Annotated in this window: 16 protein-coding genes; 2 read left to right on the forward strand and 14 right to left on the reverse strand. The window is 66.9% G+C overall.

What is annotated here, in order from left to right; all coding sequences use genetic code 11:
* Positions 1–77: 77 nt before the first annotated feature.
* From phoR to pstS, 7 genes are all read right to left on the reverse strand, one after another.
* Complete coding sequence (gene phoR, locus KBW98_RS17195) at positions 78–1,370, reverse strand: phosphate regulon sensor histidine kinase PhoR (protein WP_211521383.1); 1,293 nt, start codon at positions 1,368–1,370, stop codon at positions 78–80.
* 155 nt (positions 1,371–1,525) lie between these two features.
* Positions 1,526–2,212 carry a response regulator gene (locus KBW98_RS17200; RefSeq protein WP_211521384.1) on the reverse strand — a complete coding sequence of 229 codons (687 nt, stop codon included), beginning with the start codon at positions 2,210–2,212 and terminating at the stop codon, positions 1,526–1,528.
* Positions 2,213–2,214: 2 nt separating this feature from the next.
* Entirely contained in the window at positions 2,215–2,928 is a 714-nt protein-coding gene (gene phoU / locus KBW98_RS17205; protein WP_211521385.1) for a phosphate signaling complex protein PhoU, read from the reverse strand.
* Between the two features lie 46 nt (positions 2,929–2,974).
* Positions 2,975–3,760, reverse strand: a complete 786-nt coding sequence (pstB, locus tag KBW98_RS17210) for a phosphate ABC transporter ATP-binding protein PstB (protein ID WP_211521386.1) — start codon at positions 3,758–3,760, stop codon at positions 2,975–2,977.
* A 30-nt stretch (positions 3,761–3,790) separates the two neighbouring features.
* Entirely contained in the window at positions 3,791–4,651 is an 861-nt protein-coding gene (gene pstA, locus KBW98_RS17215) for a phosphate ABC transporter permease PstA (RefSeq protein ID WP_211521387.1), read from the reverse strand.
* Positions 4,652–4,662: 11 nt separating this feature from the next.
* Complete coding sequence (gene pstC, locus KBW98_RS17220; protein WP_211521388.1) at positions 4,663–5,688, reverse strand: phosphate ABC transporter permease subunit PstC; 1,026 nt, start codon at positions 5,686–5,688, stop codon at positions 4,663–4,665.
* A gap of 77 nt (positions 5,689–5,765) precedes the next feature.
* On the reverse strand, positions 5,766–6,803 hold the full coding sequence (pstS, locus tag KBW98_RS17225; RefSeq protein ID WP_211521389.1) for a phosphate ABC transporter substrate-binding protein PstS: 1,038 nt from the start codon (positions 6,801–6,803) through the stop codon (positions 5,766–5,768).
* Between the two features lie 177 nt (positions 6,804–6,980).
* On the opposite strand from pstS, the gene KBW98_RS17230 reads away from it, so the two are divergent.
* Positions 6,981–7,208 (forward strand): hypothetical protein, encoded by a 228-nt coding sequence (locus tag KBW98_RS17230; protein WP_211521390.1) that lies wholly within the window; start codon positions 6,981–6,983, stop codon positions 7,206–7,208.
* 94 nt (positions 7,209–7,302) lie between these two features.
* On the opposite strand, the gene KBW98_RS17235 is transcribed toward KBW98_RS17230, so the two are convergent.
* From KBW98_RS17235 to alr, 3 genes are all read right to left on the reverse strand, one after another.
* On the reverse strand, positions 7,303–7,623 hold the full coding sequence (locus tag KBW98_RS17235; RefSeq protein WP_211521391.1) for a PilZ domain-containing protein: 321 nt from the start codon (positions 7,621–7,623) through the stop codon (positions 7,303–7,305).
* A 62-nt stretch (positions 7,624–7,685) separates the two neighbouring features.
* Positions 7,686–9,062, reverse strand: coding sequence for a DNA repair protein RadA (gene radA / locus KBW98_RS17240; protein ID WP_211521392.1), 1,377 nt, complete (start codon positions 9,060–9,062; stop codon positions 7,686–7,688).
* Positions 9,055–10,161, reverse strand: coding sequence for an alanine racemase (gene alr, locus KBW98_RS17245; protein WP_211521393.1), 1,107 nt, complete (start codon positions 10,159–10,161; stop codon positions 9,055–9,057). Before alr ends, radA begins: the two co-directional genes overlap by 8 nt.
* Before the next feature lie 136 nt (positions 10,162–10,297).
* On the opposite strand from alr, the gene lplT reads away from it, so the two are divergent.
* Positions 10,298–11,563: a lysophospholipid transporter LplT gene (lplT, locus tag KBW98_RS17250; RefSeq protein ID WP_211521394.1), complete on the forward strand. Its 1,266-nt coding sequence runs from the start codon at positions 10,298–10,300 to the stop codon at positions 11,561–11,563.
* A 6-nt stretch (positions 11,564–11,569) separates the two neighbouring features.
* Here lplT and KBW98_RS17255 read toward each other — a convergent pair whose 3' ends face one another.
* The 4 genes from KBW98_RS17255 to rimI all read right to left on the reverse strand — a co-directional run bounded on the left by KBW98_RS17255 (position 11,570) and on the right by rimI (position 14,428).
* On the reverse strand, positions 11,570–11,878 hold the full coding sequence (locus tag KBW98_RS17255; protein ID WP_211521395.1) for a hypothetical protein: 309 nt from the start codon (positions 11,876–11,878) through the stop codon (positions 11,570–11,572).
* A 294-nt stretch (positions 11,879–12,172) separates the two neighbouring features.
* Positions 12,173–13,144, reverse strand: coding sequence for a DUF1853 family protein (locus KBW98_RS17260; RefSeq protein ID WP_211521396.1), 972 nt, complete (start codon positions 13,142–13,144; stop codon positions 12,173–12,175).
* The gene (locus KBW98_RS17265; RefSeq protein WP_211521397.1) at positions 13,128–13,961 is read right to left on the reverse strand and encodes a uracil-DNA glycosylase; all 834 of its coding nucleotides are present in this window, start codon (positions 13,959–13,961) and stop codon (positions 13,128–13,130) included. Before KBW98_RS17265 ends, KBW98_RS17260 begins: the two co-directional genes overlap by 17 nt.
* Entirely contained in the window at positions 13,958–14,428 is a 471-nt protein-coding gene (rimI, locus tag KBW98_RS17270) for a ribosomal protein S18-alanine N-acetyltransferase (RefSeq protein ID WP_211521398.1), read from the reverse strand. Before rimI ends, KBW98_RS17265 begins: the two co-directional genes overlap by 4 nt.
* Between the last annotated feature and the right edge of the window lie 116 nt (positions 14,429–14,544).

Consider the following 14,544-nt stretch of genomic DNA (forward strand, 5'->3'; position numbering starts at 1 on the left):
GCTTGCAATTTTGCCATAATTCGTCAGAGCAGCGAGGGCAAGATCCAGATTATCGGTAATTCAACAATCCAGTCGGCTTATCCGGGGAGCGTGGTGTTGGGCAGCGAGGCGGTGAAGGTGCTGCCCTTCCCCGGCTCGGAGCTGATCGCCAGGCGGCCGCCGTGGCGCAGCAGGACGTGCTTGACGATCGCCAGGCCCAAGCCGGTGCCCTGGGTCTCGCGCGAGCGGCTCTTGTCGACACGGTAGAAGCGCTCGGTCAGGCGCGGGATGTGGCTGGGGTCGATGCCGATGCCGCAGTCGGTCACCTGGAAGCGCAGGTCGTTGTCGCCGCGGGTCCAGCGCAGGCGGATGGTGCCGCCGTTCGGGGAGTAGCGCACCGCGTTCGAGGCCAGGTTGGCGAAGGCGCTGCGCAGCTCCTCCATGCTGCCCATGACGTCGGGGCCGTCGACCCGCACCTCGACCTGGTGGCGGCCGTTCGACAGCGCGCGGGCTTCTTCCGCCACCGATTCGACCATCTCCTTCATGTCGACCCGCTCGCGGCGCAGCGGGAACTCGTCGGATTCCAGGCGCGACAGGGTCAGCATGTCCTGGATCAGGCGCTGCATGCGGTGCGCCTGCTCGGTCATGAGCTTCAGGTGCGCGGTGCGGGTGGCCACGTCGATGCCGGGGTCGGACATGGCGATCTCGAGGAAGCCGACGATCACCGTCAGCGGCGTGCGCAGCTCGTGCGAGGCGTTGGCGATGAAGTCGCGCCGCATCGCCTCGACCCGCTCGCTGTCGGTGGCGTCGTGGGTCACCAGGATCTGGCGCCGGTTCTCGAAGGGGATGATGCGGCACTCGATCTTGCGGCCGCGGAAGGACAGGGTCAGCGGCTGCTCGTAGCGGCCCAGGATGATGTAGTCGATGAAATCCGGATGGCGCACCAGGTTGGTCACGCGCAGGCCCTTGTCGCGTTCCATGGTCAGCCCGAGGTGGCGCTCGGCGGCGGTGTTGCACCATTCGAGGAACAGGACGTCGTCCATGATCGCCACGCCTTCCGGCAGCAGCTGCATGGCCTGGCGGAAGCGCGCCAGCCATTCGGAGAGCTCGGCCTGGTTGCGCTCGTCCTCGCGCCGCAACCTGTACAGGCGCGCGAACACGTCGGTCCAGGCGCCCCAGCCGTCCGGCAGGCGCGAGCTGTGGGGTTCGTTCAGCCATTCGCCCAGTTCGTGGAGGTAGGAGAGCTGGACCAGGAAGGCGGCCACCACGCCCGCCAGGGCCAGGGCCAGGCCGGCGACAAGGCCGAACCACCACCAGGCCAGGCCGGCGGCGGCGAAGACGAGGCCGAGGCGCAGCAGCGCCGGGACCCAGAACAGAAGTTTGGGATTCATCGCGGTATTGTTAAGAAAACCTTATTGTGGGCGATGTTGGGGTTGCGGTGCAGAGGGATGCCGCGGTCTGGGTGCAAACTTGGGTTCCGGCCTTCGCTGGAACGACGGGTCACCGCCAGTTGCCAGTCCATGCAAGAACCCGGGCACTTGCCCGACTACTTCTCCGACAGCATATACCCCACACTGCGCACCGTCCGGATCAGCCCATCGGCCGACTTGAGCGCCTTGCGCAGCCTGAGCACGTGAACGTCCACCGTCCGCTCCTCGATCACCGCGTGGTCGCCCCACACCTTGTCGAGCAGCTGGGCGCGCGAGAAGACGCGTTCGCGGTGCGCCATCAGGAACTTGAGCAGCTTGTATTCCGCATTGCCGATGTCGATCTGCTGCCCCTCCACCGCCACCGTGCAGCTATTCGGGTCGAGGGTGACGGCGCCGGCGCGCAACGGCGCTTCGGCCAGGTGCGGGCTCTTGCGGCGCAGCAGCGCGCGCGAGCGGGCCAGCAGCTCGCGCGGCGAGAACGGCTTGGTGACGTAGTCGTCGGCGCCGTTGTTCAGGCCCGCGATCTTGTCCTCTTCCATGCTCTTGGCGGTCAGCATGATCACCGGGATGTCCTGGAAGTCGCGGTCGGCGCGCAGGCGCGCCAGCAGGCGCAGGCCGCTCTGGTCGGGCAGCATCCAGTCCAGCAGCACCAGGTCGGGCTTGCCGCGGCTGATGCTCTCCCACGCGCCTTGCGCGGTATCGGCGCTGCGGATGTCCCAGCCCGCCTCGCGCAGCGAATAGCTCACCAGCTCGACGATCGCCGGCTCGTCCTCCACCACCAGCACATTGGTATTGTCCGCCATGCTCAAGCGCCCGGCTGCTCGAGCGCTGGGTTGGCCAAACCCGGCTTGCTGTGGCGGATGTCGCGCCCCTCGACCACGTAGATCACGTATTCGGCGATGTTCTTGGCGTGGTCGCCGATGCGCTCGATGGCCTTGGCCACCCACAGAGTGTCGAGCGCGTTCGAGATCGTGCGCGGATCTTCCATCATGAAGGTCACCAGGCTGCGCATGATGGTGCGGAATTCGTGGTCCACCACCTCGTCGGCCGCGATCAGCTGCAAGGCCTGCTTGCCGTCCAGGCGCGCGAAGGCGTCCAGGGCGTCGTGCAGCAGCTCGCAAGTCGCCTTCGAGATGGTGCGGATCATGTCGTAGTGGTTGAAGGAACCCGCGCCGCGCTCGTGCAGGCTGCGGGCGATGCGCGCGATCTTGGTCGCCTCGTCGCCGATGCGCTCCAGGTCGGTGATCACCTTGATGGTCGCCATCACGGTGCGCAGGTCGTTCGCGGTCGGCTGGCGGCGCACGATCAGGTGGCTGCACGCGTCGTCGAGCGAGACCTCGAGCTGGTTGACCGACTGGTCTTCCGCGATCACGCGCTCGGCACGCACGCTGTCGCCCACGCGGAAGCACTCGAGCGCCTCGTCGAACTGGGTTTCCACCATGCCGCCCATCAGCAGGACCTTGGAACGAATCGCTTCCAGCTCCTGGTCGTACTGCTTGGATGAATGCTCGCCTGTCATTACTTTACTCCGTGTCTTTTTGTCAGAATCAGCCGTAGCCAATGCCTCAGCCGAATCGGCCGGTGATGTAGTCCTGCGTTTCCTTGCGCGCCGGGTTCATGAAGATCTGGTCGGTTTCGCCGAATTCGACCAGCTCACCCAGGTACATGTAGGCAGTGTAATCGGAACAGCGCGCCGCCTGCTGCATGTTGTGGGTCACGATGGCGATCGTGTAGTCCTGCTTCAACTCGCTGATCAGCTCCTCGATCTTGGCGGTCGAGATCGGGTCCAGGGCCGAAGTCGGTTCGTCCAGCAGCAGCACGTCCGGCTTGACCGCCACGCCGCGCGCGATGCACAGGCGCTGCTGCTGGCCGCCCGACAGCGACAGGCCGCTCTTGGTCAGCTTGTCCTTGGCTTCCTCCCACAGCGCCGCCTTCTTGAGCGCCCATTCGACGCGCTCGTCCATCTCGCCTTTGGACAGGTTCTCGTACAGGCGCACGCCGAAAGCGATGTTGTCGTAGATCGACATCGGGAACGGGGTCGGCTTCTGGAACACCATGCCGACCTTCGCGCGCAGCATGTTGACATCGACGCCAGGCTCCAGGATGTTGCGGCCGCGGTAGAGGATCGAACCTTCCGCGCGCTGCCCCGGGTACAGGTCGTACATGCGGTTCAGGGTGCGCAGCAGGGTCGACTTGCCGCAGCCCGAGGGACCGATGAAGGCCGTCACCTGCTTGTCGTGGACATCCAGGCTGACGTCCTTGAGGCTCTGCGTCTTCCCGTAGAAGAAATTCAGGCCGGAGATCTCGATCGTCTTCGCTTTGGCGGCGGCGCTCGAGGCCGAAGTAGGCATAGGTTGGGTCATCACAGTAGTCAGGATAGATTAACGCGGGGTCTTCTGGCTGAACAGGGTCCGCGACAGGATGTTCAGCAGCAGCACGGTAAAGGTCACCAGCAGCGCGCCGCCCCAGGCCAGCGAGCGCCAGTCGTCGTAGGGGCTCATCGCGAACTGGAAGATCACCACCGGCAGGTTGGCCATCGGGGCGTTCATGTCGTTGCTGTAGAACTGGTTGTTCAGGGCGGTGAACAGCAGCGGCGCGGTCTCGCCCGAGATGCGGGCCAGGGCCAGCAGCACGCCGGTCACGACGCCGGCCTTGACGGCGCGCAGGCGCACGGTCATGGCCACCTTCCAGTGCGGCGCGCCCAGGGCGTAGGCGGCTTCCAGCAGCGAGTTCGGCACCAGGCGCAGCATGTTGTCGGTGGTGCGCACCACCACCGGCACCGCGATCAGCGACAGCGCGATGGTGCCTGCGTAGCCCGAGAAGTGCTGCACGTTGGCGACGTAGATCGCATACACGAACAGGCCGATCACGATCGAGGGCGCCGACAGCATGATGTCGGTGACGAAGCGGGTCACGCTGGCGAACTTGTTGTTGTCGCCGTATTCGGCCAGGTAGATGCCGGCCAGGATGCCGATCGGGGTCGAAACCAGGGTCGACAGGCCGACCATCATGACGCTGCCCATGATGGCGTTGCGCAGGCCGCCGCCTTCGCTGCCCGGGGCCGGGGTGTCGGCCGTGAACAGGGTGCCCGACAGCGCGCCGAAGCCGTTGACCAGCAGGGTGGCCAGGATCCAGAACAGGAAGCCGAGGCCGATCGCCATGGCGATCACGGAGAGGACGATGCCGGCGCGGTGCGCCAGCAGGCGCCTGCGGTAGACGGGGTTCTTGGCGATGGTGTTCATTATTTAGGACCTTATTTGCTACCCTCGTTGCGCGCCATACCCACCAGCATCAGCTTGGCGGCCGACAGGACGATGAAGGTGATCGCGAACAGGATCAGGGCCAGCGCGAACAGCGAGGACGAGTGCAAGGTGCTCGCGGCTTCGGCGAATTCGTTGGCCAGGGTCGAGGAAATCGAGTTACCGGCCGAGAACAGCGACCAGGACAGGTCGTGGGCATTGCCGATCACGAAGGTGACGGCCATGGTCTCGCCCAGCGCGCGGCCCAGGCCCAGCATCACGCCGCCCACCACGCCGTTGCGGGTATAGGGCAGCACGACCTTGCGCACCACTTCCCACTTGGTGCAGCCCAGGCCGTAGGCCGATTCCTTGAGCACGGTCGGGACGATCTCGAACACGTCGCGCATCACCGACGAGATGAAGGGGATGATCATCACGGCCAGGATCAGGGCCGCGGTGAGGATGCCGATGCCCATGGTCGGACCCTGGAACAGCTGGCCGATCACCGGCAGCTGGCCGATGGTTTCCTTCAGCAGCGGCTGGACGTGGTCGGCGAACAGGGGCGCGAACACGAACAGGCCCCACATGCCGTAGATGATCGATGGGACGCCGGCCAGCAGCTCGACCGCGGTGCCCATCGGGCGGCGCAGCCATGCCGGGCAGATCTCGGTCAGGAACAGGGCGATGCCGAAGCTGATCGGGAAGGCGATGGCCAGGGCGATCAGCGAGGTCGCCAGCGTGCCCCAGATGGCGATCAGGGCGCCGAACTGGTCGCCCACCGGATCCCACTCGACGCGGGTGACGAAGCCGGCGCCGAATTCCTTGAAGGCCGGGGCAGCGCCGATCGCCAGCGAGACGATGATCCCGACCAGCACCAGCAGCACCGAGGCCGCGAACAGCAGCGTGATTTTATGGAAGAAGAAGTCCTGGATGCGCTGCTGGCGCATGGTGGCGCGCAAGGCGGCTGCCTGGCGCGCCTCGGCTTCGGCGGCGGCCGCGCCGGGCAGTTCGTCGAGGGCGACGCTTGGATGTACGCTCATGGTTTTTTTGTCAATCTTGCTGGCGCACGCCAGGGCCACGATGCTGCCGGCCCCTGCGCGATGCGGTGGATGGGTGCTTACCAGAGCGCCTTGCCGGCGGCGTCCTTCAGGTGGGAGCGCCAGGCATCCTGCACCAGCTTGGTGACGGCGTCGGGCATCGGCACGTAGTCCAGCTCGGCCGCGGCGGCGTCGCCATTCTTGTAGGCCCAGTCGAAGAACTTCAGCACTTCCTTGCCCTTCACGCCGTCGGCCTGCGACTTGTGCACCAGGATGTAGGAGGCGCCGGTGACCGGCCAGCTGGCCTTGCCCGCCTGGTCGGTCAGCACCACCGCGAAGCCCGGGGCCTTGGCCCAGTCGGCGCTGGCGGCGGCCGCGGCGAAGGCCGCATCGTCCGGCTGCAGGAAGACGCCGTCCTTGTTCTGCAGCTGGGTGTGCGCCATGCGGTTCTTCTTGGCGTAGGCCCATTCGACGTAGCCAATGCCGCCCTTGATGCGCTGCACGTTGGCGGCCACGCCCTCGTTGCCCTTCCCGCCCACGCCCACCGCCCACTTGACGGTGGCGCCGGCGCCGACCTTGCTCTTCCATTCCGGATTGGTCTTGCTCAGGTAGTCGGTCCACAGGAAGGAGGTGCCCGAGCTGTCGGCGCGGTGCACCACGGTGATGTCGTCGGCGGGCAGCTTGACGCCCGGGTTGAGGGCCGCGATCTGGGGCGCGTTCCACTTGGTGATCTTGCCCAGGAAGATGTCGGCGACGACGGCGCCGGTCAGCTTCAGCTGGCCCGGGGCGATGCCCGGCAGGTTCACGACCGGCACCACGCCGCCCATGATGGCCGGGAACTGGAACAGGCCGGCGGCGTTCAGCTCGTTGGCCGGCAGCGGCATGTCCGAAGCGCCGAAATCGACGGTCTTGGCCTTGATCTGCTTGATGCCGGCGCCCGAGCCGACCGATTGATAGTTGAGGCCGTTACCGGAAGCGGCCTTGTACATCGTGGCCCACTTGGCGTAGATCGGATAGGGGAAGGTTGCGCCGGCGCCGGTGAGATTGGCGGCCTGGGCGCTGGTGGCCAGCGCGGCGGCGGCAAGGGCGACGGAAACGAACAGATGCTTCATGCGCATGGCAGATCCTCTTGAAGTAAGCCTCGGGAGACCCCGGTGACGATGCTGCGCAGTCTACCGGCCGAATATGACAACTTCATGACATCTTTCGCCAATGTGACACGGGGATGACAGGCCCGCAAGCGCCTGTTTTCACTCTGGCGGAGGAGTTTTTTGGAGGAACGTGAGCGCTGAAATATGACATGCACCAGCGCTATAAACCTTGCAAATCCTCCACCACCTGCTAAGCTGAAATCGGGTATTCCTATTGATCTACAAGGAGGGGATGCTGAAAGGCGTTTGGCTGTTATGTTTAATGTACTGGTGTTTGGTATTTTGTCGGGACTGGTCGGGATCGTCGCCTTCCAGGCGATCGAAGCAATCCGCAGCGGAACCGACGGCTTGTATGACCACTATCATCAATAAGGCATAGTGGATAAGCCCGCTCAGCGGGCTGGTGATGAAACGGCGAGGCCATCGGGCGCTCGCCGTTCGTCATTCGGGAGGGTGGAAAACGCGTTCAGCGCATGAAGCGCGCCAGCGCCGTCATCGCCGCCAGTTCCAGGTTCAGGAACTGGAAGCCGACCTTGAACTCGTTATTGCTGATAATGCAATACATCACCTTGGCGCGGGCGCTGATGGTGGCGAACTTGCCGTCCACCAGGATGTCGAAGCTGACCTGCCCGGCTTGCCCGACGAGGAGCGGGTTCGGCACGCCGACGCTGACGCCATTGGCGCCCACGTCCGCGGTACGGCCGAGAACGGGCGCGTCGCCTTCCATGGCGACCACGGCCTTGGTTTTCAGGATCTTGCGGGCGGATGTCCTTTTATCTCCAAGCATATCGAATCGTTCAAGCTGAGCCAGGCGGCATTATAGGAAAAATCGGACCGGGGCGGGTACCCTCAGTCCAGTTCGCGCAATTTCGTGAAAGCTTCGTCGATGCGCTCGACGGCCACGATGGTCATGCCCTCCACCTTCTGCTTGGGCGCATTGGCCTTCGGAATCACGGCCACCGAGAAGCCCAGCTTGGCCGCTTCGCGCAGGCGCTCCTGGCCGCGCGGGGCCGGACGGATCTCGCCGGCCAGGCCGACTTCGCCGAACACCACCAGGCCGCGCGGCAGCGGCTTGTTGCGCATCGAAGAGTTAATCGCCAGCAGCACGGCGAGGTCGGCCGCCGGTTCGGTGATCTTGACCCCGCCCACGGCGTTGATGAACACGTCCTGGTCGAAGGCGGCGATGCCGGCGTGGCGGTGCAGCACCGCCAGCAGCATGGCCAGGCGATTTTGTTCCAACCCGACCGACAAGCGGCGCGCATTCGGGAGGTGGCTGGCGTCGACCAGGGCCTGGATCTCGACCAGCAGCGGACGCGTGCCCTCCTGGGTCACCATCACGCAGGAACCCGGCACCTGGCTGTCGTGCTGCGACAGGAACAGCGCCGAGGGGTTCGACACACCCTTCAGGCCCTTCTCGGTCATGGCGAACACGCCCAGCTCGTTGACCGCGCCGAAGCGGTTCTTGATCGCCCGCACCAGGCGGAAGCTGGACTGGGTATCGCCCTCGAAATACAGCACGGTGTCGACGATATGCTCGAGCACGCGCGGGCCCGCCAGCGCGCCCTCCTTCGTGACGTGGCCGACCAGGATGATGGTGATGCCGGTCTGCTTGGCCACGCGGGTGAGCTGGGCCGCGCATTCGCGCACCTGGGCCACCGAGCCCGGCGCGGACGTCAGGGCGTCAGAATACAGGGTCTGGATCGAGTCGATCACGGCCACTTCGGGCTTGAGGTCGGCCAGGGTGCCGAGGATCTTCTCGAGCTGGATCTCGGCCTGCAGCTTCAGGTCTTTCGCCTCCACCGCCAGGCGGCGCGCGCGCAGCGCGATCTGGGCGCCGGATTCCTCGCCGCTCACATACAGGGTGTTGCGGGTGGCGGCCAGGTTGGCCAGCGCCTGCAGCAGCAGGGTCGACTTGCCGATGCCGGGGTCGCCGCCGATCAGCACCACGCCGCCGGCCACCAGGCCGCCGCCCAGCACGCGGTCGAATTCCTCGATGCCGGTGCCGAAGCGCGGCACGTCGATGGCCTCGATGTCCGCCAGGGACAGCACCGGCGCGGTCTGGGCCAGGCTCTTATGCTGGGTCTGCGACATGCGGTTCAGGCCGGGGCCTTCGACCACGGTCTCGACCATCGTGTTCCAGGCCTTGCAGTCGCCGCACTGGCCGGTCCAGCGGGTGGCGATCGCGCCGCACTCGCTGCAAGTGTAATTCGTTTTTGCCTTAGCCATCGGTTCCCATTCTTCCTTCGGTGACGCGCACGCGCTGCGCCAGGGCGCACATCAGCTCGTAGCCGATGGTGCCGGCCGCCTGCGCCACCTCGTCGACCGGCAATCCGTCGCCCCACAAGGTGACCTTGCTGCCCACGCGCGCATTCGCGACCGGGGTCAGGTCGACCGTCATCATGTCCATCGAGACCCGCCCTACCAGCGTGGTGCGCACGCCGTCCACGATCACCGGGGTGCCGTGCGGGGCGTGGCGCGGGTAGCCGTCGGCATAGCCGCAGGCCACCACGCCGATCATCATCGATCGTTCCGCCTCGAAGCGGCTGCCGTAGCCCACCGTGTCGCCCGGCTGGAGCCGCTGGATGCCGATGATCTCCGAGCGCAGGGTCATGGTCGGGCGGAGGCCGTAATCCTGGGCGCTGCGTCCGCCCGGGGTGCCACCGTAGAGCATGATGCCGGGCCGGACCCAGTCGCTGACCAGCTCCGCCGCCAGCTGCTGCTGGTGCAGCACCCCGCCCGAGTTCGACAGGCTGCGCTCGCCCGGCAGGCCGTCCGCGCCCAGCCGGAAGCGGCGGATCTGCTCGCCGATCGCCAGGCGCGGATGCTCCAGTTCGTCGGCGTTCGCGAAATGGGTCATGTGGGTGATGTGGCGGATGCCGGGGATGGCGCGCAGGCGCTTGTAGGCGGCCGCGTAGTCCTCCGGGCGGAAGCCCAGGCGGTTCATGCCCGTGTTCATCTTCAGGTGCACGTCGATCGGGCGGTACAGCTGGGTGTATTCCAGCATCTTGATCTGCTCGATGCAGTGCACCGCGCTATTGATATTGTGTTCGGCCAGCAGCGGCACGTCGGAGGCGTCGAAGATCCCCTCCAGCAGCAGGATCGGCTTGATCCAGCCGCTCTCGCGCAGGCGCACGGCGTTGTCGGTCTCGACCAGGGCCAGGCCGTCGGCCTGGGCGAAGCCGCGCATGCCGCGCTCCAGGCCATGGCCATAGGCGTTGGCCTTGACCACCGCCCACAGCCTGGACAGCGGTGCGCAGCTGCGCGCGCGGCCCAGGTTGTGCTGCATGGAGTCGAGGTGGATGGTGGCGCAAAGCGGGCGTGGCATGCTGAAAATGGTGTCTTCGCGAAAGGGTCTATTTTACCTTAGGCTGGGCTGGGCGGGCGCGGCCGGCCCTTTGTTTCTTTGGCGCGCAGACCTTTCATGGTATAAAGCAACTCGGACAAGTTATTGAAATTTTCGAATGAACCGTGGTTTTTATACCATCATGGCGGCGCAGTTCTTCTCGTCGCTGGCAGACAATGCGCTCCTCTTCGTTGCAATCAGTCTGCTGACGTCGATGAACGCCCCGGCTTCGCTGACCCCGCTGCTGAAGCTGTCATTCGTCCTGTTCTATGTGCTGCTGGCCGCCTTCGTGGGCGCCTTCGCCGATTCGCTGCCCAAGGGCCGCGTGATGTTCATCGCGAACATGATCAAGGTATTCGGCTGCGGACTGATGTTCCTGACCGTGCATCCCCTGCTCGCCTATGCCGTGGTCGGCTTCGGCGCGGCCGTGTATTCGCCCGCCAAGTACGGCATCCTGACCGAACTGCTGCCGCCCGAGAAGCTTGTCCCGGCCAATGGCTGGATCGAGGGCCTGACCGTGATGTCCATCATCCTCGGCACCGTGCTGGGCGGCGCCCTGGTGAGCGAACGCGGCGGCGCCTTCCTGCTCGGCATGGACCTGCTGCCCGGCGTAAACACCAATATCGACACCGGCGCCGAGGCGGCCATGGCGGTGGTGGTCGGCATCTATGTGCTGGCCGCCCTGTTCAACCTGCGCATCCCGGACACCGGCGCCCGCTACGAGCACCAGGAACGCAATCCCGGCAAGCTGATCGTCGACTTCGCCAACTGCTCGGCCACCCTGTGGCGCGACAAGCTGGGCCAGATTTCGCTGGCCGTGACCACCCTGTTCTGGGGCGCCGGCGCGACCCTGCAGTTCATCGTGCTGAAGTGGGCGGAACGCTCGCTGCACATGCCGCTGGACAAGGCGACCAACCTGATCGGCGTGGTGGCCATCGGCGTGGCCCTGGGCGCGGTGATGGCGGCGCGCATGATCCCGCTGCGCAAATCGCTGACCGTGATCCCGCTCGGAATCATCATGGGCCTGGTCGTGACCAGCATGATCTTCGTGAAGTCGGTCACCCTCGCCTACCCGCTGCTGGCCCTGATCGGCTTCCTGTCGGGCTTCTTCGTGGTGCCGATGAACGCACTGCTGCAGCACCGTGGCCACGTCCTGATGAGCGCCGGCCATTCGATCGCGGTCCAGAACTTCAACGAGAACCTGTCGATCCTGACCATGCTCGCCGCCTATGCGATCATGATCACGCTGAACCTGGACCTGGACGTCATCATCGTGATGTTCGGCCTGTCGGTGGCCGGCATCATGTACCTGATCCAGCGCCGCCATGCGCTCAACCAGCGCGAGCACGATTCGCTCGGGCTGATCGGCGAGGGCAAGCACTAGAAGGCTTCATTCCATGAGGCGGCGCAGGCAGGCCGCCAGCCGAAATCCCGGATAGTCCGGGCGCTCGGGATAGGCATGACGGTGATGGCAGCTCCAGTAGCTCATGATACGGCGCTCCAGCGTCGCCATATAGTCCGGGTTTTCCCTCACGAAGGCCGCCAGCGGCGCCGCGTCTCGTGAAGCGATGGCGCGCGCAATGTCGTCGACGATCTCCACCACGTACTCCCCTGCGAGCTGCAGGATATAGGGGAGTGAGCCAGCCCGCGTCACCCGCCAGTACCACGGCGAGGCATTGCTGGCGCAGGTAGCCGTCATGATGGCGGGTCCCCAGGCAAGCGACGATGAGTTTCTTTGGACCCCGCGTTCCGGCCAGCTCCCGGCGCAGCAGCTCACGCGAGTAATAGACCCGATACGGAATGTGCAGGACCTCGCCGTCCACCCGGACGCTGAATGGGTAAAGGGGCGGATGCGCTTTGTCGGCGAGCGTCGCAGCGACGTCGCGGACCGCGGGGCGCAGGTGGGTCGGAAACGCCAGGGTTTCGTCGTATCCGGGTCCACAAGCAAGGATCGACATCGCCTACCTCCAATAAGTCGTCGTACCCCGTAATCCTATCCGACCGTCTTCACCATCCGCACTTCGCTGGCGCGCTCGCGCCAGTCGTTCGGCACAATGAACCCGCGCTCCACTTCCTCGATGAAGCCGGCCCGCTGGCGCACCACCGCCACCAGCACCGGCTTGCCTGCCTCCTCGAACTGGTAGGTCAGCTCCTGGAACAGCTGGCCGCGGCTCAGCATCCACACGGCCGACGCCGCGCGGAAAGGCGCCAGCCACTGCAGGCGCGGCAGGATCAGGAATTCGTCGCCTTCGATGGCGTCGAGTTCCTCGAGGGCGCACCAGAAGCCGCGGCAGTGGCCGGCCGTGATGCCTTGCATGAGCGGCCAGCTGCCGCGCGGGTAGAACAGCCAGCCTTTGACCAGCGCCCGCGCCTGCGTCACCGGACGCGGCAAAACCTCCCTGGCGGCCGGGTGTGCGCCCAGGGTCAGCTGGCGCTCGAAGACCTTGCGCATCTTCCTGCCCAGGCTGTCCGCGAGGTTGGGGCCGACCAGTGCGTCGAAGCGGGCCATGCCCGGAGCCTGCGTCCCGCCCGCATCCAGCAAATAGAACTTGGTGGCGAACTCGATGTGTTCGAGCGCATCCGGGCCGGCGTCGAGCAGGAAGTCGAATTCGCCGACGGTGTCGTTGCGGGCGGCGCGCACCTGCAGGCCGTGCACCACCAGGCGTCCCTGCTGGGCGAAATAGAAGGCCATCAGCTTTTCGGCATACAGCCCGAGGCGGGTGGTGACCCGGGGGCCGAGGGCGGCGTCGAGTTCGGCGGGATCGTGGTCGACGCGCGCCAGCCAGGCCGCGACCTCCGGGCCTATCTGTCCGAGGGTGGCGACGTGGCCGGCCCAGGCCGGGTCGTGGATGTCGAGCAGGTCGGGCGCGTCGAGCAGCCAGGCCAGCGCCCGGACCCGGGCGCGCCGCAGGTGGCCCCAGCGGCGATGGAAGGATTCCTGGTAGCTCTCAGCGGGCGGCCGCATCGAGCGCCCTTGCCCGGCACAGGTCGGCCCATGCGAGCGCCTTGTCCTGTCCGCGCCGCAGCAGCTCGCCCGGATGCAGGGTGGCCACCAGCGGCACCTCACCCAGCCGGTGCACGGCGCCGCGCGCGCCCGCCAGCGGTTCGCTCAGCGGACGGCCCAGCAGGCCGTTGGCCGCGACCTGGCCCAGGGTCAGCACCGTGGCGGCGCCGCTCAAGGCCAGCTCGCGTTCCAGGTAGGGGCGGCAGGCTTCGACCTCGTCCGCGGTAGGCGCGCGGTCGCCGCCCTTCGGGCTCACCGGGCGGCATTTCACCAGCGGCGTCACATAGGCGTCGCGCTCGCGCGACATGCCGACGGCGTGCAGCATGTTCTCCAGCAGCTTGCCGGCGTCGCCGCTGACGGGCTGGCCGGCCTGCTCGTCCTGGGCGCCGGGGGTGCCGGCGACCACCATCCAGCGCGCCTGGCGCGGGCCGGAGCCGAACATCGGCTTGCGGCCTTCGCTGCAGGCGCCGCAGCGGCGGCAGTTGGCCACCGCCAGGCGCAGCGCGGCCCAGTCCATGCGGGCGATGTCGGTGACCGCTTCTTCAGGCACCGCGGCATCGTCCCAGGCGGCGTCGGGGGCGTCTTCGGCCGGCGCGGGCGCGCGCGCCGCCGGGACAGGCGCGGGTGCAGGTACGGCGGGCGCCGCTGTGGGGGCCGCAGCCAGCGCCGCGGGCGCTTCGGCGGCGGCGGAAGCCTCGGGCGCGCCGCGCAGCTCCCAGAGCGGGCCGATGCCCATCTCGGCCAGGAACAGGGCGTCGCGTTCGCTGGTCTTCTTCATAGTTCGAGCCTCATCACGATCGCATCCTCGCGCTGGCCGGGGCCGGCCGGGTAGTAGCCCTTGCGGCGGCCGATCTCGGCATAGCCGTAGCGGCGGTAGACCGCCAAGGCGCGCTCGTTGGACGGGCGTACCTCCAGCAGCACCGAGGCCATGCCCTGCTCCCTGGCGCGCGCGGCGATCCGGTCCAGCAAGTGGCGGCCCAGGCCCTGGCCCTGGCGGCCGGCGGCCACCGCGACATCGAGCAGGTGGGCCTCGTCGACCGCGTACATCAGCAGATAATAGCCGGCCAGCGCACCGAGCGGATCGCGCACGGTCCAGGCGTCGTAGCCGCTGTTCAGCGACTCGGTGAAATTGGCGCGGCTCCAGGGATAGGGAAACACGCTCTCCTCGAGCGCCCACACCTCGTCCACGTCGGCCGGCGCCATGGGCGCGTACTTCAGCTGGCCGAATTCGGGCATGCCGGTCATTGGCCGGTCCCGGGCCCCCGGGGGGGGGGGGGGCCGGGGGGGGGGGGGGGGGGGCGGGGGGGGGGGGCCCCCCGGGGGGGGGGGGGGGGGGGGGGGGGGGGGGCCAACCGGGGGGG

Source organism: Massilia sp. ST3 (assembly GCF_018119405.1).
Classification (GTDB): Bacteria; Pseudomonadota; Gammaproteobacteria; order Burkholderiales; family Burkholderiaceae_D; genus Telluria.